Here is a 26,447-nt window from a genome sequence, read left to right as displayed (position 1 = left end):
TCGGTCTTCCGGTAGGGGACGGGTCAGCGCGCGTCGATGCTGCTGTAGTCGCGCTCGGTGTAACCGGTGTAGATCTGCCGCGGGCGGCCGATCTTGAGGCTCGGGTCGGAGTGCATCTCGCGCCAGTGCGCGATCCAGCCCGGCAGGCGGCCGAGCGCGAACAGCACCGTGAACATCCGGGTGGGGAAGCCCATCGCCCGGTAGATCAGGCCGGTGTAGAAGTCGACGTTCGGGTACAGCTTGCGCTCGATGAAGTAGTCGTCGGTGAGCGCGGCCTCCTCGAGGGCCTGCGCGATCTGCAGCAGATCGTCGTCGCCACCCAGCTTGGCGAGCAGGCTGTCGGCGGTCTTCTTCACGATCGCCGCGCGCGGGTCGTAGTTCCGGTAGACGCGGTGTCCGAAGCCCATGAGCTTGACGCCGTCTTCCTTGTTCTTGACCTTGCGGACGAACTCCTTGACGTCGCCGCCGCCGGTCTTGATCGCGTCGAGCATCTCGAGCACGGCCTGGTTGGCGCCGCCGTGCAGCGGGCCCCACAGCGCGTTGATGCCGCCGGAGATCGAGGTGAACAGGTTGGCGTCGGACGAACCGACGAGGCGCACCGTGGAGGTCGAGCAGTTCTGCTCGTGGTCGGCGTGCAGGATCAGCAGCATGTCGAGGGCCTGGGCGATCTCGGGATCGACCTGGTACGGCTCGGCCGGGAAACCGAAGGTCATGCGCAGGAAGTTCTCGACCAGGTTCAGCGAGTTGTCCGGGTACAGGAACGGCTGGCCGACCGACTTCTTGTAGGCGTAGGCCGCGATGGTCGGCAGCTTGGCCATCAGCCGGATGGTGGACAGCTCCACCTGCTCCGGGTCGTCGGGATCGAGCGCATCCTGGTAGTACGCCGAGAGCGCGTTGACGGCGCTGGAGACGACGGGCATCGGGTGCGCGTTGCGCGGGAAGCCGTCGAAGAAGCGCTTGAGATCCTCGTGCAGCAGCGTGTGCCGGCGGATCTTGTCGGTGAAGACCTCGAGCTGCTCCGCGGTGGGCAGCTCGCCGTAGATCAGCAGGTAGCTGACCTCGATGAAGGTGGACTTCTCCGCCAGCTGCTCGATGGGGTATCCGCGGTAGCGCAGGATGCCTTTCTCCCCGTCGATGAAGGTGATGGCCGACGTGGTGGAGGCGGTGTTGACGAAACCGGGGTCAAGGGTGGTGTACCCGGTCTCTGCAAGGAGCTTGCCCAGCTCGATGCCGTCGTTGCCTTCCGTCGCCTTGGCGATAGACATTGTGTGCTCGCCACCGGGGTAGCTGAGGGTGGGTCGGGTGTCATTCTCAGCGGGCACGAAGGATCCCTCTCAAGCTCAGATCAACGCGATTCTTCCGAACATTCACGTAGAACCTAGCCCTTGCGCAGGCCATGTGCCCAGGGAGGGTCCGTCGAAGGTCCCCGATCGGGCCGGCGCGGCGCCGCGCCGCGCGCACGCCGGAGCGTCCGAATGCCCCCTCCGGCACGGCGCTCACCTGCGTCGATATTGCATATCACGTTCCCGCCGCCGGCGCGGTGAGCACCCGTCCGCGTGTCCGGGCAGCGGCGCACCGGCGGTGCAGGATCCCGTCCTGCGGACGGCGGTGCAGGATCCCGTCATGCGGACGGCAGGGCGGTCAGGCCCCACCGCCCCGTCCACGTCTGCCCGGGTTGCAGCACGACGAGATCGATGCCGAGGTTGAAGGCGTCCGGCGGGCACGTCATCGGTTCGAGCGCCAGCGCCCGCCCCCGTCCCGGATACTCGAGTTCGGGGACGGCGCCGGCGGTGAACACCTGCAGCCAGCCGAACTCGCGCCCGGCCCACAACCGCACCCCCCGCCCGTCCGGGCCCCGCAGGTCGTGCCGGGACCGGCCATCCACGTCCACGTCCAGCGCGCTGTACGGAAGGTCGAGCTCGACTCCGCGCAGCGGCCGCGGCGAGGTGAAGTCGAACTCGGTGCCCTCGACCGGCTGCGAGTACGCGTTCGGCAGTCCGCGCCCGGGATCGAGCGGCAGCCGGGTGCCGGCGGCCAGGCGGAGCGTGCACTCGTCGAGCGGCGCGGCGCCTGCCCGGACGTACGGATGCACGCCGAGCCCGAACGGCGAGTGGTAGCCGCCGATGTTGGTGGCGGTGTGCGTGACGGTGAGGCCGTCGTCGCCCACCTCGTGGGTCACGGTGAGCCGCAGCTGGTACGGCCACCCCTTGTGCAGTCCCACGTCCAGCTTCTGCTCGACGCGGAAGTCGTTGTGGGAAACCAGGACCCAGTCTCGATGCCAGGCGAATCCGTGCACCGCGTTGCCGCGTTCGGGTTCGGTGAGCGCGAGCTGATGCTCGATGCCGTCGAAGTAGAAGTGCCCGTCCCGGATGCGGTTCGGCCACGGGGCGAGCACCGTGCCGGAGCGCAGCGGGGGCCGCTCGTTCGCCGGCCAGCTCTCCGTCAGCGGGTACGGCCCGTCCGGCGATTCGTGCTCGAGTGCCCGCAGCGCCGCCCCCGAGCTGGATACCTCCGCGCGGTACCCGCCCCTTCGGATCCGGTAGTTCGTCGGATCGGACATGGGCCCAGTCTCCCGCGGACGGGCGCGGCAGGTCGGGGATTCGCCGATCACGGCGGCGACCTCGCCGATCGCGGTGGTGTCACCGAGCCGGATCGGGCCGCCGGTGCGCCTCCGCGCCTACGATGACCGGATGCGACTGCGCCTCGGCCGCCCGGATCTCGCCGCCTACGCCGACCGGTTCGACGTCCCCGCCGCGACGGCGGCGTCCCGCCCGGCCGTGACGTTCCTCGGGGTGTCCACCCTGCTCGTCGACGACGGCACCGACGCGCTGCTGACCGACGGCTTCTTCACCCGCCCGGGTCTCGGCGCCGTCGCGCTGGGTCGGCTCGCACCCGACCCGGCCCGGATCGACGCGTGCCTGACCCGGGCCGGCGCGACGCGGCTCGCGGCCGTCCTGCCCGTCCACAGCCACTTCGACCACGTGCTCGACTCCGCGGCCGTCGCCGAGCGGACGGGCGCGGTGCTCGTCGGCGGCGAATCGACGGCGAACGTCGGGCGCGGGCACGGCCTCCCGCCGGAGCGGATAGTCGTCGCCACGCCCGGCGAGCCGCTGCGGTTCGGCGGGTTCACCGTCACGCTCGTCGCGTCCGAGCACTGTCCGCCGGACCGGTACCCGGGCACGATCGACGCGCCCGTCGTCCCGCCCGCGCGGGCCGGGAGCTATCGGTGCGGCGAGGCGTGGTCGACGTTCGTCGCGCACGCCGACGGCCGGTCCCTGCTGATCCAGGGCAGCGCCGGTTTCCGGCCCGGGGCGCTGGCCGGCCGGCGCGCGGAGGTCGTCTATCTCGGCGTCGGCCAACTCGGGGTGCAGAGCGAGGAGTACATCCGCAGCTACTGGGCGGAGACCGTCGGCACGGTCGGAGCGCGACGGGTGGTGCTCGTGCACTGGGACGACTTCTTCCGCCCGCTCGACCGGCCGCTGCGCGCGCTGCCCTACGCCGGGGACGATCTCGACGTCACCATGCGGGTCCTCGGCCGGCTCGCCGAGCGCGACGGGGTGGAGCTGCATCTGCCGCAGGTGTGGCGGCGCGAGGATCCGTGGCGGTGACGGATTTCCGTACCCGAGACCATCCGGGCACCCCGAGGGAGCAGGCGGTCCGGCCCCGATCGGTGAGAGGTGGGGACGGGTTCCGCGAATGTGCCGGTGGTCATCCGCCCGCAGTGTGAGTGGCCGCGAAGACGATGAACACCACGAACAGCGCCGCGATACCCAGGACCGCGCCCGCCAGGGCCTCCCCGTGGTTCGTCGCCGACCCCTTGTCCACCCGGTCCAGGCCGACCCAGCCGCACACCACCGCAGCCAGTCCCGCGGGGATCGTGACCAGATCACCGAGGAAGGGGACGAAGGCGCACCCTGCGGCGACGATGCCCGCGACGAGGGCTGCGGTCCCCGCTCCGTTGCGGTCCGGCGATCGGACGAAACGATTCGATGGCATACCGACTCCCGCGTCAGGGTGTGCGATCACGTCCGTCCATCGTGCCCTGCCCGCGTGGATACCGCATGTGCCCCGTCGGTGGACGGGTCAGTGGATCGTGCGGTCCACCCGGTACCGCACGAAGGCGGGGAAGGCGAGCACACACACCAGCACACCGGCCACGACGAGGACCCCGCCGCCCGCCGCGGCGACCGCGGTGCCCACCAGCGCCGCCGCCCCGCCGTGCAGGACGTCGCCGATGCGGGGTCCGCCGGCGACGACGACGATGAACACGCCCTGCAGCCGGCCCCGCATCTCGTCGGTGGCGACGGACTGCAGCATCGTCGAGCGGAACGCCGCGGAGACCATGTCGACCGCGCCGCCGAACGCGAGGAACGCCAGGGCGATCCACAGCCACACCGCGGTGCCGCCCGGTTCGGCGAGGCCCACCGCGACGCCGAAGCCGACCATCGCCAGACCCCAGGCGACGATGCACACGATCACCGCGAGCCCCTGCCGGCGCACCCGTGGCAACCAGCCGGAGAACACCCCGCCGAGCACCGCACCGGCCGACATCGCGGCGAACAGCAGCCCGAGCGCGAACCCGCCCTCGGCGGGGTCACCGAACGAGTCGTGCGCGATCTGCGGGAACAGGGCCCGCGGCATGCCGAACACCATCGCGACGATGTCGACGACGAACGAGGCGAGCAGGATCTTCTGGGTGGAGAGGTAACGGAACCCGTCGAGCACCTCGCGCAGGCCGGCACGCCGGGCCTGCCCGGTCGGCGGGATCGGCGGCAGCGCGAGCACCGCCCACAGGGTCGCGAGCAGTGCGACGGTGTCGATCAGGTACAGGGTGGGCAGACCGAGCACGGGGATCAGGGCGCCCGCGAGCAGCGGCCCGGCGATCGCCCCGAACTGCATCACCGTCATGTTCAGCGAATTGGCGGCGGCCAGTTGACCTTTCGGGATGAGCCGCGGGATCACCGCGCCGCGGGTGGGCTGATTGACCGCGAAGCAGGCCTGCTGCAGCGACAACAGCACCAGCACCAGCCACACGTTCGCCAGGCCCGCGGCGGCCTGCGCCCACAGCAGCAGCGACGTCACACCCATGCCGAGCGTGGTGAAGGTGAGCAGCCGGCGCCGGTCCATCACGTCGGCCAACGCCCCGCCCCACAGCCCGAACACCACGAGCGGGACGAGGGCGAACACACCGGTCAGACCCACGTACGCCGAGCTGCGGGTGATCTCGTAGATCTGTTGCGGCACCGCGACGACGCTGAGCTGGGCGCCGACGACCGTGACGATGCCGGCGGTCCACAACCGGCGGTAGTCGCGGTTCTCGAGCGGCGTGGTGTCGGCGAGCAGCCGCCTCACGGCTGCAGACGCTCGGTGAGCCACCGCCCGTCGACCAGCCGGGTCCGCACCCGGTTGTGCAGACGGTTGGGCCGGCCCTGCCAGAACTCGACCGACTCGGGGCGGATCCGCAGTCCACCCCAGTGCGGCGGCACCGGGATCTCGGCGTCCATGCCGTAGCGCTCGGCGACCTCGACGAGCGCATGCTCGAGCGCCGCCCGGGACTCGATCGGCCGGGACTGCTGCGAGGCCCACGCGCCGAGGCGGGAGCCGCGAGGCCGCGAGTGCCAGTACTCGGCGGTCTCCTGCGCGCCGACCCGCTCGACGGGCCCGCGGACGGTGACCTGGCGGAAGATCGGGACCCAGGTGAACGTGGCCGACGCATAGGGCGTCGCGGCGAGTTGCCGGCCCTTGTCGGAGTCGTAGTTGGTGAAGAAGGCGACCCCGTCCGCGTCGACTCCCTTGCACAGCACGGTGCGGGTCACGGGCCGACCGTGCTCGTCGACGGTGCCGAGGACCATCGCATTCGGTTCGGGCAGTCCTGCCGCGGCGGCGTCGCGGAGCCAGCGGCGCAGCACCGGCAGCCAGCCGTCGGTGAGCCACTCGGGTTCGAGATCCTCGTCGACGGCGGACGCGCCCTGAGGGCCCGCGGGGGTGTAGTCGACACGCATCGACGCCAGATCGGCGTGCTCGGCCGCACTCGGAGGCAGCCCCTCGGCGTTCTCGGCGCCGGGCCGTGGATCGGTGGACACGATGCTGGACACTACTCCCGGGTATCCGGGCGCCGATCCTCCCGCCCGGGGGACTACAGTCGCACCGACGAACGGAGTGGGGCGCCGATCACATCCGCCGAGTCCCGCTTCACCGGCAGTGCTGCCCGGACCGGGTTGCACCGAACGAGGAGAGCCCAACCGTCATGGCATCGCGCGCGTCTGTACCCGAGGATTTCGTCGCCGGCCTCGAAGGCGTCGTCGCCTTCACCAGTGATATCGCCGAACCCGACAAGGACGGCGGTTCGCTGCGCTACCGCGGCGTCGACATCGAGGATCTCGTCACGCGCGGGGTCACGTTCGGGGACGTGTGGGCCCTGCTGGTCGACGGCAGGTTCGGCCAGGGCCTGCCCCCGGCCGAGCCGTTCCCGCTGCCGATCCACACCGGCGACGTCCGTGTCGACGTCCAGGCCGGCCTGGCGATGCTCGCCCCCATCTGGGGCTTCGAGCCGCTGCTCGACATCGACGACGCCACCGCGCGGGAGAACCTCGCCCGCGCCGCCGTGATGGCCCTGTCGTACGTCGCGCAGTCCGCGCGCGGCATCTATCAGCCCGCCGTGCCGCAGAAGCGCATCGACGAGGCCGCGACCGTCACCGAGCGGTTCATGGTGCGGTGGAAGGGCGAACCCGACCCGGCCCACGTCGCCGCGATCGACGCGTACTGGGTCTCGGCCGCCGAGCACGGCATGAACGCCTCCACCTTCACCGCCCGCGTCATCGCCTCCACCGGCGCCGACGTCGCCGCCGCGCTGTCCGGTGCGGTCGGCGCGATGTCCGGCCCGCTGCACGGTGGGGCCCCGGCACGCGTGCTGCCGATGATCGAGGAGACCGAACGCAGCGGCGACGCCCGCGCGCTGGTCAAGGGCATCCTCGACCGCAAGGAGAAGCTGATGGGCTTCGGGCACCGCGTCTACCGCGCCGAGGACCCCCGCGCCCGGGTGCTGCGCGACACCGCGAAGCGACTGAACGCGCCGCGCTACGAGGTCGCCGCCGCCCTCGAGCAGGCCGCCCTCGCCGAGCTGCGCGAGCGTCGCCCCGACCGGGCCATCGAGACCAACGTCGAGTTCTGGGCCGCGGTGATCCTCGACTTCGCCGAGGTCCCGGCCGCGATGATGCCGGCGATGTTCACCTGCGGCCGCACCGCCGGCTGGTGCGCGCACATCCTCGAGCAGAAGCGCCTGGGCAAGCTGGTGCGCCCCGCCGCGATCTACACCGGCCCGGACGCCCGCAGCCCGGAGAGCGTCGAGGGCTGGGATTCGATCACCCACAACTGATCCACCGAGCCGGACGGACGGGTCCCCGCACCGGGTGCCCGTCCGTCCGGCCGACCGGCGGGGGCCGTCTAGACTACCGGTGCACTCGTTCCTCGACGTTTAGGACACGCATACCGATGGCTGACGCTACACCGATCATTCCCGCCGATCTCAAGCCCGCCGACGGCCGCTTCGGCTGCGGTCCCTCCAAGGTTCGCCCCGAGCAGCTGCAGTCCCTGGTCGAGGTCGGTGCCTCGGTGTTCGGTACCAGCCACCGGCAGAAGCCCGTCAAGGACGTCGTCGCCCGCATCCGCTCGGGACTGCGCGAGCTGTTCGCCCTGCCCGACGGCTACGAGGTGGTGCTCGGCAACGGCGGCACCACCGCGTTCTGGGACGCCGCGGCGTTCGGCCTGATCCGGGAGAAGTCGCAGCACTTCACCTACGGCGAGTTCTCGTCGAAGTTCGCCACGGTCGCCAAGAAGAACCCGCTGATCGGTGACCCGATCGTGGTGGACAGCGCGCCGGGAACCGCACCGGAGATAGTCGCCGACGGATCGGCCGACCTCATCGGCTGGGCCCACAACGAGACCTCGACCGGTGTCGCGGTGCCGGTCACCCGCCCGGCCGGCTCCGAGAACGCCTTGATCGCCATCGACGCGACGTCCGGCGCCGGCGGCCTGCCCGTCGCCGCGGAGGACTTCGACGTCTACTACTTCGCGCCGCAGAAGTGCTTCGCCGCCGACGGTGGCCTGTGGATCGCCCTGATGAGCCCGGCCGCGCTGGCGCGGGTGGACGAGATCAAGGCCTCGGGCCGCTTCACTCCCGAGTTCCTGTCGCTGCCGATCGCCGTCGACAACAGCACGAAGGATCAGACGTACAACACCCCCGCGGTGGGCACGCTGCTGCTGCTGGCCGACCAGATCGAGTGGATGAACGGCAACGGCGGCCTGGCCTGGACGACGGCCCGGACCGCGGACTCGTCGTCGCGGCTGTACGCGTGGGCCGAGGCCTCCGAGTACGCCACCCCGTTCGTCGCCGATCCGGCGCTGCGCTCCCAGGTGGTCGGCACCGTCGACTTCGCCGACTCGGTCGATGCCGCACAGGTTGCGAAGATCCTGCGCGCCAACGGGATCGTCGACACCGAGCCCTACCGCAAGCTGGGCCGCAACCAGCTGCGCGTCGGCATGTTCCCGGCAATCGACCCCGACGACATCACCGCGCTGACCAAGTGCATCGACTGGGTGGTCGACCGGATGTAGATCGGTCGCGCGACCGTGAGGGCGGGGTCGGATCCGGGTCGGGTCCGGCCCCGTTCGCCGTCCCGGAGCCGTCTCGAACTCTCGACAACGAGTCGAGACTTTCGGGGAAACCTTGGACAATAGCGCCACGTCGGCGGATTCACGCCACCGGGCCCCCGGCGTGTCGGCGTGTCCTGCTCCGCAGGCATCACGAGTCCGTTACAGTCGGGCGGGTCAATCGCGATTCCCCGCGAGGAGGTCATGGTGCGAGAGCTTCGAGTGGTCGGCCTCGAGCCCGACGGAACGCACGTCGTGCTCGCCGATCCCGAAAACGGCGACAGATTCCGCATCCCGATCGACGACACGCTCCGCGCCGCCTCCCGTGGTGACCTCGCCCGCCTCGGGCAGATCCAGATCGAGACCGCCAGTCAGCTGCGACCCCGCGAGATCCAGGCCCGCATCCGCTCCGGCGCATCCGTCGAGCAGGTCGCCGAGGAGGCCGGGATCCCGCTCGCGAAGGTGGAGCGGTTCGCCTACCCGGTGCTGCTCGAGCGCTCCCGCGCGGCGGAGATGGCTCAGCAGGGTCATCCGGTGCGTCCGGACGGCCCGGCCGTGCACACCCTCGCCGAGATCGTCGCCCAGGCCTTCCGGGCACGCGGGCACAGCATCGACGCCGCCACCTGGGACGCGTGGCGCGACGACGAGGGTCACTGGGTGGCCCAATTGCAGTGGGACGCCGGCCGGTCCACCAACGCCGCGCACTGGCGCTACCAGCCCGACGCCCACGGCGGGACGATCCTCCCGCTCGACGACACCGCCACCGAGCTGATCGATCCGGACTGCGGGCGGCCGCTGCGCTGCCTCACACCGGTGTACACGGCGCGCGATGTCGACGACACCGGCGACAACGACGGGTCCGAGCGGGAGGACGTCGTCGCCGAGACGATCACCCTCGAACCGCCGCCCGCGGTCATCGACGCCGAGGTCGAGGAGGTCCGTCCCGCGGCGGCGCGTCTGCCCGAGCCCGACGTGGAGGAGGACCGGCCGAAGCTGGCGCCGCAGCAGAATCCGGGTAAGGACAAGCGCGGCAAGCCCGCCCTCCCCTCGTGGGACGACGTGCTGCTCGGCGTGCGCAGCAACGGGCGCGGCTGAGGACCGGACCCACCGATGGCGGCCGCGACGGTGTCGACCATCTGGTACGTCGACGCCCCCGACCCCGGCGAGGTGCTGCGCGATGCGCGGGCCGACTGCACGACCGCCCACGCTCTCGTCGGACGGCTGCATCCGGGACTGTCGTCCGAGCCGCTGGGCCGGGTGCCGCTCGCGCAGGCCGCAGCCGGGGCGGCCGGCCGGGTCTACGTGGGCAGCTTCCCCGGGGTGACGGTGGTGTGCAGCCCGGACCTTGCGGCGACGCGTCCGTCGCAGCTGCCCGAACGCTGGAGGCACACCGTCGCGTCCGAGAACACCTATCTCGTCGTGTCGGATCCCACCGGGGCGCGCGGCGCCGTCGGTGCCTGGCGGCGCGGCACGCCGCGACGAGCGTTCGACGCCACGCCCGTCGCCATCACCGAGGACGACGGGCTGCCGTTCGTGTGGGAGCGGCCGTTCTGGGGCGGGGAGTTCCCGATCCGCTGGCCGCTGGACGTACTGCCCCACCCCGAGGCGTTGCCGTTCCACCCCCGCCGGTTCGCCGAGGCCGCCAACACCGCGTGGCTCGGGTTCCGTTACACGGCCCGCGCCGCCGGCGAGCTCGACCCCCACGAGATCGAGGTGTGGGACTTCGCGTTGTACCGCGACGGCGAGCGGCCACCCGCCGACCGGGACGCACCGGGCGCCCGGCCCGCGCGACGGCGGTGGTGGCCGCGGCGGATCTCCGCGCCCGGCCGCGCACTGCCCGGCCGTACGCGCGCGGAATAACCGGTGCGCCTGGCAGATTCGTTCGCGGCCGTGGATCCGCTCAGAACGCCGCCGCGGCGAGCAGGACGATCCAGCCGACCGGGACACCGGCGGCGACGCCGGCGGCGATCCACCGCCACAGCGGCACCCGACGCCACCACCACAGGGTGGGGGCGATCCCGGCCGCGGCGACGAGGTTGACGATCACCACGAGCAGGGGGTGCACGCGCCCGAGTTCGAGCCCGAACGCCACGATCGTCACCACCGTGACGGCGAGGGCGAAACCCGTCAGCGTCAGTCCCGTCGACCACGGTGTCGACGGGGCGCGCGGGGGCGCGATCACCGCGGGATCCGTACCCGCTCGTAGAACGCCATCGCCGCGGCCGTGGCGACGTTGAGCGAGTCGGTGCCCGGGGCCATCGGAATGCGGGCCCGCACGTCCGTCGCGCGCATCGCGTGCTCGGTCAGCCCCGGACCCTCGGCACCGAGGAGCAGCGCGACCTTCTCCCCCGTCATCGCCTCGGCCAGCGGCACGGCCTCGGGATTCGGAGTGAGCGAGATGAGCTGGAAGCCGCGCGCCCGCAGCAGGTCCAGATCGTCCGGCCACGTTTCGACGTGCGCGAACGGCACTCGCAGGACATGACCCATCGAGACCCGCACCGACCGCCGGTACAGCGGGTCGGCGCAGCCCTTGCCGAACACGACGGCGTCGACACCGAGGCCGGCGGCGTTGCGGAACATCGAGCCGAGGTTCTCGTGGTCGTTGACACCCTCGAGCACCGCCACCGTGGTGGCCTTCTCGAGGACGTCGTCGAGGGCGAGCGCCGGCGGCCGGTGCGCCACGGCGAGCACCCCGCGGTTGAGGTGGAAGCCGACGACCTCGGCCATGACCTCGGCCGAGGTGCGGTAGAACGGCACGTCGACGTCGCGCAGGTCGTCGGCGAGTTCACCGAGACGACGATCCACCCCGAGCAGGCTGCCGGGTGTGAATCGCGAATCGAGCATCCGCTGGACGACGAGCACGCCCTCCGCGATCACCAACCCCTTGCCGGCCGGCAGGTCGGGCCGGCGATCCGCCGAGTTGAGGTCTCGGAAGTCGTTCAGCCGGGGGTCGGCGGGATCCTCGATGTCGACGATGTGCACCACGCCGTCGATTCTCCCAGGCCACGTCCCGGGCTCGTCGGCGGGTTCGCCGGGCACATCCCGGCCACGAGGACCGGGATCGGCTCACTCCGCTTCGCTGACCAGCTTGTTGATGATCTCCACCGCCTCCCCGAGCGTGGCGAGGCTGGCCTCGTCCAAGGTGGCGAGGCGTTCGGTCAGCCACGCCTCCCGGGCCTGCTGCTCGTCGATCAGCAGTGCCCGGCCCGCGTCCGAGAGCGAGACGATGACCTGCCGGCCGTCCGTGGGATGCGGGGTCCGTTCGACGAGCCCGATCTCGTCGAGCGAGGCGATCACCCGCGTCATGGACGGCGGCTGGACCTTCTCGCGTGCGGCCAGCGCACCGGGGGTCATCGCTCCCTCCTGCCTCAGCGTGGTCATGGCCGACAGCTGAGTCAGGGACACCCGGGAATCGGAGCGCCGCCCCCGCAAATGGCGCGTCAGGCGCACGACTGCCAACGAGAGGTCGCCGGCGAGCGTGCGATGTTCCGATGTCATGGCGTGCACAATACGGGACCGACCGGACACATCGCGCCGCATGTCAGGTGAGCAGTTCGGTGATCGGGTCCACCGCGAAGTAGGCGACGAACAAGCCTGCCACCACCCACAGCAGCGGATGCACCGTCCGCGCCTTTCCGGCCGCGGCGTGCAGGACGACCCACGTGATGAAGCCGACGCCGATGCCGTTGGCGATCGAGTAGGTGAACGGCATGACGACGATCGTGAGGAACGCGGGCAGTGCGATGGCGAACTGGGTGAAGTCGATGTCGCGGACCTGCCCGATCATGAGGGCGCCGACCACCACGAGAGCCGGGGCGGCGGCCTCGACCGGCACCATCTCGTAGAGCGGGGTGAGGAACATCGCGGCGAGGAACAGCACGCCGGTCACCACGTTCGCGAGACCGGTGCGCGCACCCTCGGCGATGCCGGAGGCGGACTCGACGAACACCGTGTTCGACGACGCGGATCCCACACCACCGGCGACGGCACCGGTGCCCTCGACGACGAGGGCACGGCCGATGCCGGGCAGGTTGCCGTTCTTGTCGGTGAGCCCGGCTTCCTTGCCGAGGCCGGTCATCGTGCCCATCGCGTCGAAGAAGTTGGCCAGGACGAGTGTGAACACGAGCAGTGTCGCGGCGATCACGCCGATCCGGGTGAACGCGCCGAAGAGGTCGACGTTGCCCACCAGGCTCAGATCCGGCACGCCGGCCACCTTGTCGGGCACCTCCGGGGTGCTCAGGTTCCAGCCCTTCGGGTCGGTGCCCTGCGACGGCCCGACGCCGGCGACCGCCTCGACGATCGCGGCCACCACCGTGGTCGCGACGATGCCGATGAGCAGACCGCCGGGCACCCGGCGCACGACGAGCACCCCCATCAGCAGCACGCCGAACACGAACACCGCGGTCGGCCACGACGCGATCGAACCGTCGATGCCCAGCCCGACGGGGACGGTGGTGCCGGCCGCGTCCGGCAGGCGGCGCACGAATCCGGCGTCGACCATGCCGATCAGGGCGATGAACGCACCGATACCGGCCGCAATGGCCGCCTTCAGCTCGGGCGGGATCGCGTTGAACACGGCGGTGCGGAAACCGGTGACGGCGAGGATCACGATGATGATGCCGTCGATCACCACGAGGCCCATCGCCTCGGGCCAGGTGACCTGGGGCGCGATGGTGACCGCCAGCAGGGTGTTGATGCCCAGGCCGGCCGCGATGGCGAACGGATAGTTGGCGACGATGCCGAAGACGATGCTCATCAGTCCGGCCACCAGCGCGGTGACGGCCGCGACCTGGTTGACCGGCAGGATGTTGCCGAGCACGTCGACCTTGGCCGTGGCGTCGTCCGGGGAGAAGCTGCCCAGGATCAGCGGATTGAGCACCACGATGTAGGCCATCGCGACGAACGTGACGACACCACCGCGCACCTCCCGCGAGACCGTCGATCCCCGTTCGGTGATCTTGAAGTAGGTGTCGAGGAAGGAGGTGCCGACCGCCGTGCCGGACTTCCGCTCTGAGGATTGGGCCATATCGACTTCCGCTCTGGGGTGGGGGCTGCGTCGCAACGGGAGATTATTGCAACCGGGCTGGACTAGCCTGAAATCGTGAACGACGCACGCACGATCGCCGAGCGGACCCGGCGCCTCGCCGATCCCCGCGCCGCACTGGCGATCGGCACGGCGCTGTGGACGGTGGCGACGATCGTCGTGCTCGTCGCGGACGAGCGGTGGTCGGCCGCACTGCCCGTGTGTGTAGCCGGAATCATCGTGGGACTCTTGGGATTCACCCTGTTCCTCGTGCAGCGCCGGGCCGCACGGCTGGGCCGGCGCGGCGCTCAGGTCGGACTGGACTGACGAGAGGGCGCGTGCCGCCCGGCGTCACGGCCGTGGTGACAGCCGGGACTGCACCCGCGTGATCAACCCCACCCACAGCAACGCCCACAACGACCCCAGCACCCACCCGGCGACGACGTCGGTCAGCCAGTGCGCCGCGAGGTAGACCCGCGAGAGCCCGACCGCGAGCGTGTAGGCGCCGAGAGCGCAGTACGCCACGAGGGCCCCGTGGCTGCCGGGCGGCGACCGCCGGGCGATCACGACGGCGAGCACCGTCGCCAGCATCGCGGTCATCATGGCGTGACCGGACGGGAACGAGTGGGTGGTCAGTTCGACGAGGCGTTCGGGCTGCGGGGGGCGTTCCCGGCCGAACTGCAGCTTGAGCAGGCTCATCAGCGGCCAGCCCGTGAGGATCGTCGCGGACAGCAGCAGCGCATCGTCGCGGCGGCCCGCGCGCAGCATCAGCACCGTCAGCACCGCCGTGACGACGGCGATCGCGGTCATGCCTCCCGAGTGGGTGACGACGGTGACCAGGGCGGTCAACGCGGGTTCGCGCAGGTCCACCACCCCCTCGAGGGTCGTCGTGTCGATACTCATCGCGGCTCCGCCGGCGCGAGCGCCGCGACGGCGGCGGCCAGTCCCGATGCGGTGCAGTGCGTCGTGCCGCTGCCGTCCACCCACCACGCGACCTCGTGCTCGCCGGTGACCGCGCCCGAGCAGCGCACGGTCAGCCGCTCGTGCACGACGAGCGGTCCGCGCGGCACCGTCCGCCCCGCGACGGCCGCGGCGAGCACCGCGGCCGGCTCGTTCCGCCATTCGGTCGCGCGCCCCGGGCCGGTGACATGGCCGGACACCTCGGCCGAGGCGAGGGGCACGTCGAGGAGGTCGGCGAGGACCGGCGCGGCCGGCAGGGTGCCGAGCACGAGCCGGTCGGCGGGGATCACGGCGGCGAGCCAGGGCCGGTCCAGGACCAGTGCGTGCGCGGCATCGACGGTCGTCCCGGCGAGGCTGCGGACGGCGTCGGGCAGGTGCAGGTCGTCGAGGTCGAGTACGCCGGCGGCGCTCGCCGCGGCCAGGGCGGCGTGGGTGTGGACGGTGACGACCGGGACGGGGATGCGGTCGGGATCGGCCAGGAGGTCGAGGAGCAGCGCGGCCGCCTCCGTGCTCTCGACGTCCGTCGCGGCCAGACACGCCCGCAGACGGTCCGCGTCCGGGTGCGGGCAGGGGTCGAGCAGCCCGGCGAACGCGTCGTCGTCGGGGGCGCGCAGGTGCCCGAGCGTCCGGCCGTCCAGCGTCGCGAAGGTGCGCAGCCACCAGGCGGTGTAGCCACGGCGATCGTCGAGGACCGCGGCGGTGCCGGGATCGGCGACGAGGAGCGACAGGGCCCGGTCCCAGCACGCGTCGTCGACCAGGTCGAGATCGCGCACGGCCACGAGCAGGTCGGGGTCCCCGTCGAGGGTTTCCCACCACTGTTCCTCGTCGGGCAGGTCGTGATCGGGACCGGTGGGCAGTTCGGCGCGCAGCACGGTGAAACCCCATCCGACACCGACCGCCCGCAGCGCGTCGGCGTCGTACCGTTCGACCACCTGCGGGTCGAGGGTGGCGAACGGCGCGTCCGGCACCAGCACCTCGGCGAGGGGTGCCCCCGGCAGCAGCAGTTCGTCGGCGGGCACGAGTTCACCGTCGACGTCGGGCAGCAGCAGCGCTCCGAGCTCCCGGGGCACCGCCGCGGCCGGTACCTGTGCGGCCAGCCGGAGTACGACGTCCGCCAGTTCGGTCGTCGCCTCGCAGTCCGCGGCGTCGACGTCCTCGACCGCCGCGAGCAGGGCCGGATCCGCGAGCAGATCCGCCGCCGTGACCGTGCCGGCGCCGAGCCGGGTGAGCAGCGGATGTGCGGCGTCGGGATGCACGAGACGCACCCACGGCAGCCGCAGATGCCCGACGTCCGTGCCCAGCACGGTGGTCCGCGGCCCGGTCACGGTGCGCCCGTCCGACAGCGGGAGCGGGATCGCGGCGAGTTCCTCGGCGACCACGGCGTCGACGACCAACGGGGTGAGCGCCTCGTACAGCCGGTACCACCATGCGGGTTCACGCTCGACGCCGGCGAGCAGTTCGGCGATCCGCGCCGGCCCGAGCCGGTGCACGTCGACGGCGCCGAGCGCCGCCGCGTGCCGCGGCCCGCACAGATCGGGCCGGATCAGGCCGGGCACGACGTCGGCGAGGACACCGGCGAGCTCGTCGGTCAGACCGGTCAGTGCGGTGGCGCGGTCCGGGAGCAGATCGTCGCCGCCGTCGGCGGGGGGCAGCCACGGATGCGCGCGCAGCTCCTGCAGCACGGCCTCCCGCAGCAGCGCGTCGACCTCGCTGCGCGCGAAACCGGGAACCGGAACCATCGACGGCCGGTGCCGCGGGGGCAGGGCCGCGACGAAGTCGGCGTAACCGCGGACGAGCCCGGCCACCGGGGCGCCGGGGAGCAGGCGGCGCCGGTCGGGTTGCATCGGCACGTCGGCGATCACCAGCGCGGGCAGCGAGAGTTCCTCGTCCGAGCGGGTGGGGGCACGCAGCACGTCCTGGGACACCGGCACCGGCACCCCGTCGACGACCGGAACGAGCCAGCGGGCGTGCGGGCCCGTGTACTCCCACCAGGTCCGCTCGCCGACGGCGACGACACGCAGCCCGGACTCGGTGTCGGTGCAGGTGCGGGTGAACGTGCGAGCGCCGACCGTGACGGTGGTCAGGGCGGGCAGTTCGAGGAGCAGGTCGACGGCCTCCGCGGCGAACCCGTCGAGCAGCGCGTCGGCGTCGATGCCGGCACGCAGCCGCAGCACCACCTCGGTGTCCCAGCCCGGCGCGGGTGGTGCGGGAACCGGCCAGGCGAGACGCAGCACCGGGATGCCGGATTCCGGGACGGGCAGGTCGCGGTCGGCGAGGGCGTCCCGGGTGCGTGCGGCGGAGAAGCGGATCGAGCCGGAACGCGAACGGATCTCGATGTCCGCGCTGACCGCCGCGACGGCGGTGAACCCGACCCCGAACCGGCCGACCCCGCCCGTCTTGCTCGACGCGCGCAGGGCCGTCAGCGCCTGCACGCCGGCCTCGTCGAGCACCGCGCCGGTGTTCGCGACGTGCAGGTCGTCGCCGTCGCGCCACAGGCACAGCACCCCCGGCACGCCCGCGCGCGCGGCCGCGTCGGCCGCGTTCTGCGCGAGTTCGGTCAGCACCCGGTCCCGGTAGCCGGCCCGGACGAGGTCGGCCTCGGTGGCGGCGTCCTCCCGCAGCCGGGTCGGGGACGATGCCCAGGCCAGCAGGGTGCCCTCGCGCAGCCCCGCTGTCCCGAAGGGGTCGGGGCGCGGCATCGTCAGTCGGTCTGTTCCGGCGGCTCGGCCCCGGCCGGCTCGGCGGCCACGGTCTCGGTGCTCTCCGCGGTCTCGGTGTTCGCTGCAGTCTCGGCGCTCTCCGCCGTCTCGGTGCTCTCCGCCGTCTCGGTGTTCGCTGCAGTCTCGGCGCTCTCCGCAGTCTCGGCGCTCTCCGCGGTCTCGGAGCTCTCCGCCGTCTCGGTGCCAACGGTCCCGTTCTCCATCGCGGCCTCGTCGACCACTGCGGCGGCGGCGTCCCGGTCGTCCGCGCCGGGACGGTCCTGCTCTCCTTCGGCGGCGGGCGGCAGGGCGACGACCTCGACAGCGGAGTCGTCGTACGGCTCGTGGACCGGGGAGCCGGCGCCGGTCGGCAGGGTGGTGTCCGAGTGGGCTCCGCACCCGTACGCCGAATGCACCACGTGGCCGTCGGCGGCGAATTCGTTGCCGCACACGCCGAACGCCGCGCGCAGGGAACCCGCGAGGGGCAGGTAGAACCCGCACAGCCGGCACGTCGAGGGCGCCGCCTTGGCCATCTCCGACTCCGGACCGTAGTCGCCGTCGTACCAGCGCTGGGCCGCCTCGAGACGTCCCTCGAGGCTCATGACCTGTTTGCGGCCCAGGCCGATCTCGCGGGCCGTCTCGTCGATCTCGGGGTCGCCGGTGGCGACATAGCCCGGCACGAGGCGCGGATCCCCGGCCGGAGGGGCGAGCAGATCACCGGGGCCGAGGTCGCCGGGCCGGATCCGCTCGTTCCACGGCACCCACCGGGGCGCGACCAGGGCGTCCGGTCCGGGCAGCAGCGCCATCTCGCTCACGGTCACCCGATCCGAGCCGGGCGCGGCGGCGACGACGACGGCCCACTGCCAACCCCGGTACCCGGGCAGTTCCGCGGCGAACCGGTGGGTGGCGGCGCAGTCGTCCTCGGCGGCGACGCCCAGGTACGCGCCGACGCCGGTCTCTCCGGCGTCCAGCAGCGCGGCCCGCGCGACGTCGACGGCGTCGGCCAGCAGAGGCTGTACGAGCTGTTCGGTAGAGGCGGACGCGGAGCCGGACGCAACTGAGGAAGGCACACCACTCACGGAGCCCATTCTGCCGCACGGAACCGTCGCCGCGAGCCTCGGCTGCCATCATGTGGGCATGCGCCGACGTCCGCTCTCCGTCGTGGCCGGTGTCGCGGCCGCGATCGTGGCCGGTGTCGCGGCGGCCGCGTGCGACTCCGCCCCGGCGGATCCGGGTCCGCCGGCCGAGCGCCTGCGCACAGAGATCGTGGCCGTCTACCCGCACGATCCTGCCGCGTTCACCCAGGGGCTCGAGGTGTCCGGCGACGAGCTCCTCGAGGGCACCGGCCTGTCCGGCCGGTCGTGGATCGCGGCGCGATCGCTGGCCACCGGCGCCGAACGGGTCCGGGTCCCGGTGCCGGACGACATGTTCGGCGAGGGCATCACGGTCGCCGGCGCCACCGTGTGGCAGCTGACGTGGCAGGACGGGGTCGCGATCGCCCGCGACCGGGACACCCTGGCCGAACGCGGCCGCGCCGGCTACGACGGGGAGGGCTGGGGACTGTGCGCCCAGGACGACCGGCTGGTGATGAGCGACGGCACGGCGGAGCTGACGTTCCGGCACCCCGGGACCTTCGCCGAGACGGGCCTGGTCACGGTACGGCGCGAGGGCCGCGCCGCCACCCGGCTCAACGAACTCGAGTGCACCGACGACGGCGCGGTGTACGCGAACGTGTGGAAGACGGACGAGATCCTGCGCATCGACCCGGACGCGGGCCGGGTGACCGCCGTGATCGACGCGGGGGCACTGCGCGAACACCTCCCCGAAGACCGGCGCGAGCGCATCGACGTGCTCAACGGAATCGCCCACCTGCCCGGTACCGATCGCTTCCTCGTCACCGGCAAGTACTGGCCGTCGATGTTCGAGGTGCGGTTCGTGCCGTGAACGCGGCACCGGGTACGCCACCGAACGCCGATCCGGCCGGTGCGACAGAATTGTTCCGTGACCGATTCGGACGAGGAACGCGCGCACGACGACGCGGACCGTCGTGCCGACGTCGGCGGTCGTCCCCGCCCGTCGGCCCGGGCCCCGCACCCCGGCAACGGCAACTATCCGCCGCCGCGGCGCACGTCCGCGCGGCGTACCCCCCTGCCGCCGCTGCACCCGGTCGAGGACGTCCGCCGGCACCGGGGCGACGACACGCCCCGCGGCGAGCGCGCCGGCGCCCCGCGGGCCCCGCGGATGCCGCGGAAACTGACGGTCACCCGTGTCGCGGCGCTGCGCAGCCGTGAGCTCACGAGCAAGGGCATCGCGACGTTCCGCCGCGCCGCCACGGCGGACGGCGCGGACCGCTCGGGCCTGACGGCCCTGACCTACGCGACGATGGCGAACTTCGCGAGCGACGCCGCGGTCGCCGTGGCCCTGGCGAACACCCTGTTCTTCTCCGCGGCGACGGGTGAGGACAAGACCAAGGTCGCCCTGTATCTGCTCATCACGATCGCCCCCTTCGCGGTGATCGCCCCGCTGATCGGCCCGCTGCTCGACCGGTTGCAGCACGGCCGCCGGCTGGCACTGGCCACGTCGTTCGCGGCCCGCACCGTGCTCGCCGTGGTGCTGGTGTTCAACTTCGACAGCTGGGGCCTGTACCCCGCGGCCCTGGCGATGATGGTGCTGTCCAAGTCGTTCGCCGTGCTCAAATCGGCGGTGACGCCACGAGTGCTGCCACCCGAGATCGACCTGGTCCGGGTGAACTCGCGGTTGACGGTCTTCGGCCTGGTGGGCGGCACGATGGGCGCCGGGGCGGTTGCCGCCGCCGCGGCCTGGCTGTTCGGCTCGTCGGGGGCCCTGTGGCTGTGCGCCGTCATCACCGCGTTCGGCGCGTACCTGAGCATGCGGATTCCCTCGTGGGTGGAGGTCACCGAGGGTGAGGTGCCGGCCACGCTGTCGTACCACGGCGCCGAGCCCCGCGTCGGAACCCGCACCGAGGTGGTCGCGGCACCCGGGCGCGCCGCCGTCGGGAAGGGCCGTCGCCAGCCGCTGGGACGGGCCGTGCTCACCGGACTGTGGGGTAACGGCACGATCCGGGTACTCACCGGTTTCCTGACCTTGTTCATCGCCTTCGTCGCCAAGTCGAGGACCGAGCACGAGCCCTTGGTCCAGGCCGCCATGCTGGGCCTGGTCGGCGCGGCTGCCGCCGTCGGCAACTTCACCGGCAACGCGACCGGCGCGCGGCTCACCCTGGGCCGGCCGGCCCTGATCGTGGTGCGCTGCACCGCGGCCGTGACGGTGGTGGCGGCGCTGGCCGCTGCGACCGGCAGCCTGTTCACCGCGGCACTGGTGGCGCTGGTGGGGTCCTGCGCGAGCGCCCTGGCGAAGGTGTCGCTGGATGCGTCGCTGCAGCAGGACCTCCCGGAGGAGTCCATCGCGTCCGGGTTCGGTCGTTCGGAGACGGTGCTGCAACTGAGCTGGGTGTTCGGTGGGGCGCTGGGGGTGCTGCTGCCCACCGAGTACTGGCTCGGGTTCACCGTGATCACGGTCGTGCTGGCCCTCGGGCTGACGCAGACGATCCTCACCTACCGTGGAGGCACCGTCGTTCCGGGCTTCGGTGGCAAACGCCCGGAACACGCCACCCAGGAGACCACCGGTCGCAGCCCGCGGCCAGGCGGACGTACGACGAGAAACGGAACCCGATGAGACTGCAGCCCCGGACGAAGAAGACGATCGCGATCCTGGTGGTCGTGGCGCTGATCGCGATCGGCGGGCTCACCGCGGTCGTGGTCTCCCTCGTCCGGTCGGCACCGCCGAGCCTGCCCACGGTGACGGCGTATGCGCAGGGCCGTGCGGTCACGGTCGAACCCGGCCTGTGCAGCGCCGACGGCACGTGCGCCGGCCTGGAGGCGGTGATGCTCGAGGTTCCGGCCGGCCGGCCGCTGCAGTTGTCGCTGCCGTCGGAGATCGCGGAGTCCGACTGGCGGCTCAACGTCACCTACGGTGATCCGCGCACCGGTGAGATCTTCGAGGGGTTCCGTGACTACACGCCCGGTCAGGCCCGTGCCGTGACGGTGCCGTCCGATCCCGGAGCGCAGTTGCTGAACGTGGTGCTGCAGCTGCCCGCGACCGGGGAGCAGGCGCCGGTCTGGGCCATCCAGACGTTCTGAGCCACAACGCGCACGCGAGAGGGGCCTTCCGGTGCTGCACCGGAAGGCCCCTCTCGCTCAGGCGTCAGGCGTCGAGTTCGCGCGCGACGGCGCGCATGACCTCGGAGATCCGCTGGGCGGTCTTGCGCTCGGGATGACGGCCCCTGCGCAGCTCGGGCTGCACGGTGGCCTCGAGCAGCTTGATCATGTCCTCGACCATGCCGTGCAGTTCGTCGGGGGTGTGCCGCTTCTGGGGGGCCGCCTCGCGCCGGCCACCCTGGCGGACCGACGGCAACGGATCGAGCAGTTTCAGACTGAGGGCCTGCGGCCCGCGACGGCCCGCGGCCATGCCGAACTCGACCCGCTGCCCCGGCTTGAGGCCCTCGACCCCGGACGGGAGCGCGGACGCACGGACGTAGACGTCCTCGCCCTCCTCCTGGGACAGGAAGCCGAAGCCCTTCTCCACGTCGTACCACTTCACCTTGCCGGTAGGCACTGCGTTCACCCGCTCCTCGACAGCCGTGCCCCGCAGGGCACGAGTGGATATGCAAAACAACGCGCCCCGCTTCGAGTGCGGGACGCGCAGACATGCGTCAGTGTACCCGTGGCGGAGTCCGCTTCCGAACGTCCGGCGACGGCGCGCCGGGCCGCGGAAGCACTACGGTGGAACGCGTGGGTACCTCCAGTTCTTCCGTACCGGGCAACGGCCTGCTCAAGGCCGCGCTGGCCTGCTTCGCGGTCGGGGTCGTCGCCGTCGTGGCGATCTTCCTGACCCCCGTCGTCACCGACGGCCGGCCGGGCCTGGTCCTGTATCTGCTGACTCTCGCCTGGCCGCTCGGTTTCGTGCTGGCCTTGACCTTCGCGCTGCGCTCCGGCCGGCGCGCCCGCGGAAGGGACCGCACGTGAGGATTCTGCTCAACATCATCTGGCTGGTCTTCGGCGGCCTGTGGCTGGCGCTGGGGTACTTCGTGGCGGGCCTGATCTGCTTCGTGCTGATCATCACCATCCCGTTCGGCATCGCGGCGTTCCGCATCGGCGTGTACGCGCTGTGGCCGTTCGGCAAGACGGTGGTGGACAAGCCCACAGCGGGGGCGGGTTCGCTGATCGGCAACGTGATCTGGGTGGTCGTCGCCGGCATCTGGCTCGCCCTGGGGCACGTCGTGACGGCGATCGCGATGGCGATCACGATCATCGGCATCCCGCTGGCGCTCGCGAATCTGAAGATGGTGCCGATCTCGCTGATGCCGCTCGGGAAGGACATCGTCCCGGTGGACAACCGGCCGGGTTACGTGTGACGTTCCTCACATAACGCGGGAATAACGGGGAGGTCGCAGACCGGAACCGGCGATGGACTTTCGGCCCTACCTGCGACTTCATCGCGCCACACCGGCCACCTCTGCATCGTGCGTGCGACGCCCGGCGTTATCAATTGGTGACAATCACCGTCCCGAGCCGTTACCGTCGTGTCCGGCCGGTTGGTTCGGCCACCCCGGGTCCGTCGCGCCAAATCCTGCTCCGCGGAATCCCGGTGTCCCGACGAACGATCCACGGGAGCAGGAAGCGGGGGACCCACACGGTCTCCCAGGGAACACCGATTCCCAGGAGGCACCCGGATCGTCGCCACGGCGACGGTCCTCGGGGTGAAGCCGAATCGCCCACCGGCGAGGAGGCCGGGCTACCTCTTCAGCCCGAACCCGACAGCTGACCTCGCAGGCGCGTACGGAGAGGAACCGGAACCGACATGAGCGGACGCCATCGCAAACCCACCAACACCGGCCGCACCGTCGCCAAGTTCGCGCTGACCAGCGCTGTTCTCGGCGTCACGGGCGTCGCCTTCAGCGGCACCGCCAACGCCGCTCCCGACTCCGACTGGGATCGCCTCGCGCAGTGCGAGTCCGGCGGCAACTGGGGCATCAACACCGGCAACGGCTACCAGGGTGGCCTGCAGTTCTCCCCCAGCACGTGGAACGCCTACGGCGGCGGCGAGTATGCCGCGACCGCCAACCAGGCCAGCCGTGAAGAGCAGATCGTCGTCGCCGAGCGCGTGCTGGCCGGCCAGGGCTGGGGCGCATGGCCGTCCTGCTCCTCGAGCCTCGGCCTGAGCAGCGCGCCGACGCAGCGCAGCGCGCCGTCCACGAGCGCCGGCACCGTCCAGAACACCCCGGTCGTCGAGGCCGCCCCCGAGGCGCCCGAGCTTCCTGCCCTGCCCGCCGAGGCCCAGGGCCTGCGGGCCGGCTTCGAACAGGGCCTCGAGGCCCTGCGCCAGGCCGGCATCGCCGTCGACCAGAACCTCGTCGACGCGGTCAACGCCGCACTGCCGAACTGACACCCGGCACAGCCACACGAAAGAGCCCCGCACCTGCAGGTGCGGGGCTCTTCTGCAATCCGGGTCAGCGGTTGATGACGGTGCGGGGGTGGGTGTACGGCAGGGCGTCGACGGGCAGCGGGAACTCCATCTCCTCGCCGTACGGGGACAGCGGGCCGGAACGAGTCGAGGACAACTCGGTGACGGCGTGGTCCCCGTCCGCCACCTTGGGCCACCCCGGATCGACGTACTGCTTCTTCGAATTGTCAGCCATGCGCTCATTTTGGCAGGCACGTTCACGGATAGCCACTTCAGGTCTCTAATCTTGGTGTCGATGACCGCCACCGACCCCGCCGCGCCGGAGACCGGCCCGGAGTCACTCGCCCGCTGGCTCGCCGACCGCCGCGACGCCGACCTCGGCGAGCTCCTGCGCGCCCGCCCCGACCTGGTGGTCCCGCCACCCGCCACGATGACCGTCCTGGCCGGCCGCGCACAACAGCGCGCGTCGGTGTTCCGCGCCGCCGACGAGCTCTCCGTCCTCGACTTCGGGGTGGTCGAGGCCCTGACCCGGCTGGGTGCCGACCGGGTGCCCGTCACGCGCCGCGCTCTGCTCGACTCCCTCTCCGGTCGGGTCACGGCCAAGAACGTCGACCGGTCGCTCGAGGCCCTGCGCCGGCTCTCCCTCGTATGGGGCCCGGCCGAGGGGCTGCGGGTCGTCGAGGCCGCCGCCGCGACCGTGCCCTGGCGCCTCGGGCGCGGCCCCGACCCCGATCCCGACCCACAGGACCTCGGCGCCGTCCTCGCCGACCTCGACCCGGCCCGGCGCAGCCTGCTCGACACGCTGGCGCGCACCTCCCCCGTCGGCCGGACCCGCGACGCCGCACCGGACACACCCGCCGACCGGCCCGTGCAGCGCCTGATCGCGGCCGGCCTGCTGATCCGGCTCGACGACGAGACCGTCGAACTGCCGCACCGCGTCGGTCAGGCGCTGCGCGACGAGGCGCCGTTCGACCCCGCCGCCCTGACCCCGCCCCGGCCGCTGCCCGCGACGCACGTCGTCGCCGACGTCAACGCCACCGCGGCGGGTGCCGCCCTCGAGCTGCTGCGGCACTGCGAGAACCTGATCGACGCGCTCGGCGCCCTCCCCGCTCCCGCGCTCAAGTCCGGGGGTCTCGGGGTACGGGAGCTGCGTCGCCTCGCCAAGACCGTCGACGTGGACGAGCAGCTCGCCGCGCTGCTCGTCGAGGTGCTCGCCGCCGCCGGACTGATCGCACGGGGCATGCCGCAGCCGGCGCCGACCACGGACATCGACGACTACTGGGCGCCGACCACCGCCGCCGACGGCTGGTCGAACGCGCCGCCCGCGCAGCGCTGGGCCGTGCTCGCCGGCGCGTGGCTCGACGCGCCGCGCCGCATGTGGCTCGTCGGGCGTCGCGACGCCACCGACAAGCCGATCGCCGCACTCTCCGACGAGGCCCGGTCCACCGCCGCACCCCGTGAGCGGCGCCTGCTGCTCGAGCTGCTCGCCGAGGTACCCGGGTCGGCGCCCGACGCGGACGCGGCTCGAGCCGTGCTGGCCTGGCGGCGGCCGCGGTGGGCGGCCCGGCTCGGCGGTGACACGGTGGCCGAGACGCTGCGCGAAGCGACGGCCCTGGCCGTCGTCGCGCACGGTGCTCTCGCCTCTCCCGGCAAGGCACTGCTGCACGGCGGCGACCCCGACGCCGAGATGGCCGCGGTCCTGCCCGAGCCGGTCGACTACGTGCTCGTCCAGGCCGACCTGACGGTGGTCGCGCCCGGCCCCCTGGTACCGGAACTCGCGGACCGCATCGCTCTCGTCGCCGACGTCGAGTCGGCGGGCGCCGCGACCGTGTACCGGGTGACCGAGGCGGGCGTGCGCCGCGCCCTGGACGCCGGCACCGGCGCCGCCGACCTGCACGCCCTGTTCGCCACGCATTCGCGAACGCCCGTCCCCCAGGCGCTGACCTACCTGATCGACGACGTCGCCCGCCGTCACGGCCGGCTCCGCGCCGGGGTCGCCGCCTCGTTCGTCCGCTCCGACGACCCCGCGCTGCTGGCCGAGGTGCTCGGGCACCCCGTCGCCGCCCGCCTCGCCCTGCGGGCCGTCGCGCCCACGGTCGCGATCTCGCAGGCGCCGCTGGCCGAGGTGCTCGCCGAGCTGCGCGGTGCCGGATTCGCGCCGGCCGGCGAGGACGCCACCGGCGCGGTGCTGGACCTGCGGCCGCGAGGCGCCCGGGTGTCGGTGCCGCGGGCACGGCCCCGCTACGCCGGCCCGATGCCGCCCACCGGGGAGCAACTCGACACCCTGATCCGCACGCTGCGCGCCGGGGACCGGGCCGCGGCCGCCCCGCGCGGGGCCACGGTCCGCGGGGACGGCTCCCGCACCGGTGGTGCCGCGACGATGGCGCTGCTGCAGCTCGCCGCGCACGACAAGCGCAGCGTCCGGATCGGCTACGTCGATGCGCAGGGTGTCGCCACCCATCGCATCGTCGATCCCGTCGCCGTCGGCGGCGGACAGCTCGAGGCCTTCGACCCGGCCGCGGGCACGGTCCGCAGTTTCGTGCTGCACCGCATCACCACGGTCGCCCTCGTCGACTGACGGCGGCGGTGGCGGCCCGGCCGTCCCGCCTGGAGAATAGAGAGGTTGTTCTCTGTTC

27 protein-coding genes and 1 riboswitch are annotated in these 26,447 nt (G+C 72.3%); of the genes, 13 read left to right on the top strand and 14 right to left on the bottom strand.

Going from position 1 to position 26,447, the window contains the following annotated elements:
• Positions 1-23 precede the first annotated feature (23 nt).
• Together QNA09_RS03970 and QNA09_RS03965 are read right to left on the bottom strand one after the other, a co-directional pair.
• The gene (locus QNA09_RS03970; RefSeq protein ID WP_040274279.1) at positions 24-1,322 is read right to left on the bottom strand and encodes a citrate synthase; all 1,299 of its coding nucleotides are present in this window, start codon (positions 1,320-1,322) and stop codon (positions 24-26) included.
• A gap of 299 nt (positions 1,323-1,621) precedes the next feature.
• Positions 1,622-2,560: an aldose 1-epimerase family protein gene (locus QNA09_RS03965; RefSeq protein ID WP_017679374.1), complete on the bottom strand. Its 939-nt coding sequence runs from the start codon at positions 2,558-2,560 to the stop codon at positions 1,622-1,624.
• 130 nt (positions 2,561-2,690) lie between these two features.
• Between QNA09_RS03965 and QNA09_RS03960 the strand changes: the two genes are divergently transcribed.
• Entirely contained in the window at positions 2,691-3,608 is a 918-nt protein-coding gene (locus QNA09_RS03960; protein ID WP_026137454.1) for an MBL fold metallo-hydrolase, read from the top strand.
• Between the two features lie 100 nt (positions 3,609-3,708).
• Here the strand turns inward: QNA09_RS03960 and QNA09_RS03955 are convergent, their stop codons facing one another.
• The 3 genes from QNA09_RS03955 to pdxH all read right to left on the bottom strand — a co-directional run bounded on the left by QNA09_RS03955 (position 3,709) and on the right by pdxH (position 6,002).
• Entirely contained in the window at positions 3,709-3,996 is a 288-nt protein-coding gene (locus QNA09_RS03955) for a hypothetical protein (protein ID WP_017679372.1), read from the bottom strand.
• 87 nt (positions 3,997-4,083) lie between these two features.
• A complete protein-coding gene (locus QNA09_RS03950; RefSeq protein ID WP_040274276.1) occupies positions 4,084-5,352 on the bottom strand; it encodes an MFS transporter in 1,269 nt (422 codons plus the stop codon).
• The gene (pdxH, locus tag QNA09_RS03945; RefSeq protein ID WP_040274356.1) at positions 5,349-6,002 is read right to left on the bottom strand and encodes a pyridoxamine 5'-phosphate oxidase; all 654 of its coding nucleotides are present in this window, start codon (positions 6,000-6,002) and stop codon (positions 5,349-5,351) included. The genes QNA09_RS03950 and pdxH overlap by 4 nt, the downstream gene beginning before the upstream one ends.
• A 245-nt stretch (positions 6,003-6,247) precedes the next feature.
• Here pdxH and QNA09_RS03940 point away from each other — a divergent pair, with 245 nt between their 5' ends.
• The 4 genes from QNA09_RS03940 (at position 6,248) to QNA09_RS03925 (ending at position 10,509) form a co-directional block, all read left to right on the top strand.
• Positions 6,248-7,375 (top strand): citrate synthase 2, encoded by a 1,128-nt coding sequence (locus QNA09_RS03940; protein ID WP_017679370.1) that lies wholly within the window; start codon positions 6,248-6,250, stop codon positions 7,373-7,375.
• 116 nt (positions 7,376-7,491) lie between these two features.
• A complete protein-coding gene (gene serC / locus QNA09_RS03935; RefSeq protein WP_017679369.1) occupies positions 7,492-8,613 on the top strand; it encodes a phosphoserine transaminase in 1,122 nt (373 codons plus the stop codon).
• Between the two features lie 243 nt (positions 8,614-8,856).
• A complete protein-coding gene (gene sepH / locus QNA09_RS03930; protein ID WP_174557554.1) occupies positions 8,857-9,744 on the top strand; it encodes a septation protein SepH in 888 nt (295 codons plus the stop codon).
• A 15-nt stretch (positions 9,745-9,759) separates the two neighbouring features.
• Positions 9,760-10,509: a hypothetical protein gene (locus QNA09_RS03925; RefSeq protein WP_017679367.1), complete on the top strand. Its 750-nt coding sequence runs from the start codon at positions 9,760-9,762 to the stop codon at positions 10,507-10,509.
• A 40-nt stretch (positions 10,510-10,549) separates the two neighbouring features.
• Here the strand turns inward: QNA09_RS03925 and QNA09_RS03920 are convergent, their stop codons facing one another.
• The 4 genes from QNA09_RS03920 to QNA09_RS03905 form a co-directional block, all read right to left on the bottom strand.
• Entirely contained in the window at positions 10,550-10,831 is a 282-nt protein-coding gene (locus QNA09_RS03920) for a DUF2537 domain-containing protein (protein WP_010593986.1), read from the bottom strand.
• Positions 10,828-11,634 carry an RNA methyltransferase gene (locus QNA09_RS03915; protein ID WP_010593985.1) on the bottom strand — a complete coding sequence of 269 codons (807 nt, stop codon included), beginning with the start codon at positions 11,632-11,634 and terminating at the stop codon, positions 10,828-10,830. The genes QNA09_RS03920 and QNA09_RS03915 overlap by 4 nt, the downstream gene beginning before the upstream one ends.
• A gap of 81 nt (positions 11,635-11,715) precedes the next feature.
• Positions 11,716-12,147, bottom strand: a complete 432-nt coding sequence (locus tag QNA09_RS03910) for a MarR family winged helix-turn-helix transcriptional regulator (protein ID WP_119700274.1) — start codon at positions 12,145-12,147, stop codon at positions 11,716-11,718.
• Positions 12,148-12,190: 43 nt separating this feature from the next.
• Positions 12,191-13,675, bottom strand: a complete 1,485-nt coding sequence (locus QNA09_RS03905) for an NCS2 family permease (RefSeq protein ID WP_010593983.1) — start codon at positions 13,673-13,675, stop codon at positions 12,191-12,193.
• A gap of 75 nt (positions 13,676-13,750) precedes the next feature.
• Here QNA09_RS03905 and QNA09_RS03900 point away from each other — a divergent pair, with 75 nt between their 5' ends.
• Positions 13,751-13,999, top strand: a complete 249-nt coding sequence (locus QNA09_RS03900) for a DUF2530 domain-containing protein (protein WP_010593982.1) — start codon at positions 13,751-13,753, stop codon at positions 13,997-13,999.
• Between the two features lie 24 nt (positions 14,000-14,023).
• On the opposite strand, the gene QNA09_RS03895 is transcribed toward QNA09_RS03900, so the two are convergent.
• The 3 genes from QNA09_RS03895 to QNA09_RS03885 are packed head-to-tail and all read right to left on the bottom strand — an operon-like array spanning position 14,024 to position 18,419.
• A complete protein-coding gene (locus QNA09_RS03895) occupies positions 14,024-14,659 on the bottom strand; it encodes a phosphatase PAP2 family protein (RefSeq protein ID WP_010593981.1) in 636 nt (211 codons plus the stop codon).
• Positions 14,572-17,331, bottom strand: coding sequence for a sacsin N-terminal ATP-binding-like domain-containing protein (locus QNA09_RS03890; RefSeq protein ID WP_119699484.1), 2,760 nt, complete (start codon positions 17,329-17,331; stop codon positions 14,572-14,574). Before QNA09_RS03890 ends, QNA09_RS03895 begins: the two co-directional genes overlap by 88 nt.
• Positions 17,332-17,333: 2 nt before the next feature.
• Complete coding sequence (locus QNA09_RS03885) at positions 17,334-18,419, bottom strand: DUF3027 domain-containing protein (protein WP_017679363.1); 1,086 nt, start codon at positions 18,417-18,419, stop codon at positions 17,334-17,336.
• Positions 18,420-18,468: 49 nt separating this feature from the next.
• Here QNA09_RS03885 and QNA09_RS03880 point away from each other — a divergent pair, with 49 nt between their 5' ends.
• From QNA09_RS03880 to QNA09_RS03870, 3 genes are read left to right on the top strand one after another with little or no spacing between them, the layout of a single operon-like run.
• Positions 18,469-19,275 carry a glutaminyl-peptide cyclotransferase gene (locus QNA09_RS03880; RefSeq protein WP_064065876.1) on the top strand — a complete coding sequence of 269 codons (807 nt, stop codon included), beginning with the start codon at positions 18,469-18,471 and terminating at the stop codon, positions 19,273-19,275.
• Positions 19,276-19,332: 57 nt separating this feature from the next.
• Positions 19,333-21,024: an MFS transporter gene (locus QNA09_RS03875; RefSeq protein WP_119699483.1), complete on the top strand. Its 1,692-nt coding sequence runs from the start codon at positions 19,333-19,335 to the stop codon at positions 21,022-21,024.
• Positions 21,021-21,488, top strand: coding sequence for a DUF2771 family protein (locus tag QNA09_RS03870; RefSeq protein WP_119699482.1), 468 nt, complete (start codon positions 21,021-21,023; stop codon positions 21,486-21,488). Before QNA09_RS03875 ends, QNA09_RS03870 begins: the two co-directional genes overlap by 4 nt.
• A gap of 64 nt (positions 21,489-21,552) precedes the next feature.
• Here the strand turns inward: QNA09_RS03870 and QNA09_RS03865 are convergent, their stop codons facing one another.
• Positions 21,553-21,963 (bottom strand): cold-shock protein, encoded by a 411-nt coding sequence (locus QNA09_RS03865; protein WP_003936418.1) that lies wholly within the window; start codon positions 21,961-21,963, stop codon positions 21,553-21,555.
• Positions 21,964-22,130: 167 nt separating this feature from the next.
• On the opposite strand from QNA09_RS03865, the gene QNA09_RS03860 reads away from it, so the two are divergent.
• The 3 genes from QNA09_RS03860 (at position 22,131) to QNA09_RS03850 (ending at position 23,793) form a co-directional block, all read left to right on the top strand.
• Positions 22,131-22,373, top strand: a complete 243-nt coding sequence (locus QNA09_RS03860; protein ID WP_010593973.1) for a hypothetical protein — start codon at positions 22,131-22,133, stop codon at positions 22,371-22,373.
• Positions 22,370-22,762, top strand: coding sequence for a YccF domain-containing protein (locus QNA09_RS03855; protein WP_003936419.1), 393 nt, complete (start codon positions 22,370-22,372; stop codon positions 22,760-22,762). Before QNA09_RS03860 ends, QNA09_RS03855 begins: the two co-directional genes overlap by 4 nt.
• A gap of 211 nt (positions 22,763-22,973) precedes the next feature.
• Positions 22,974-23,199: riboswitch (cyclic di-AMP (ydaO/yuaA leader) on the top strand.
• A gap of 9 nt (positions 23,200-23,208) precedes the next feature.
• On the top strand, positions 23,209-23,793 hold the full coding sequence (locus QNA09_RS03850; RefSeq protein WP_010593971.1) for a resuscitation-promoting factor Rpf1 domain-containing protein: 585 nt from the start codon (positions 23,209-23,211) through the stop codon (positions 23,791-23,793).
• Between the two features lie 64 nt (positions 23,794-23,857).
• On the opposite strand, the gene QNA09_RS03845 is transcribed toward QNA09_RS03850, so the two are convergent.
• Positions 23,858-24,046 (bottom strand): hypothetical protein, encoded by a 189-nt coding sequence (locus tag QNA09_RS03845; protein WP_003936421.1) that lies wholly within the window; start codon positions 24,044-24,046, stop codon positions 23,858-23,860.
• A gap of 60 nt (positions 24,047-24,106) precedes the next feature.
• Between QNA09_RS03845 and QNA09_RS03840 the strand changes: the two genes are divergently transcribed.
• Positions 24,107-26,389 carry a helicase-associated domain-containing protein gene (locus QNA09_RS03840; RefSeq protein WP_040274158.1) on the top strand — a complete coding sequence of 761 codons (2,283 nt, stop codon included), beginning with the start codon at positions 24,107-24,109 and terminating at the stop codon, positions 26,387-26,389.
• Positions 26,390-26,447 lie beyond the last annotated feature (58 nt).

This window comes from Rhodococcus sp. AH-ZY2, assembly GCF_030916465.1.
Classification (GTDB): Bacteria; Actinomycetota; Actinomycetes; order Mycobacteriales; family Mycobacteriaceae; genus Rhodococcus; species Rhodococcus ruber.
The sequence above is the reverse complement of the archived record's forward strand: the minus strand, read 5'-3'. Positions and strand labels throughout refer to the sequence as shown.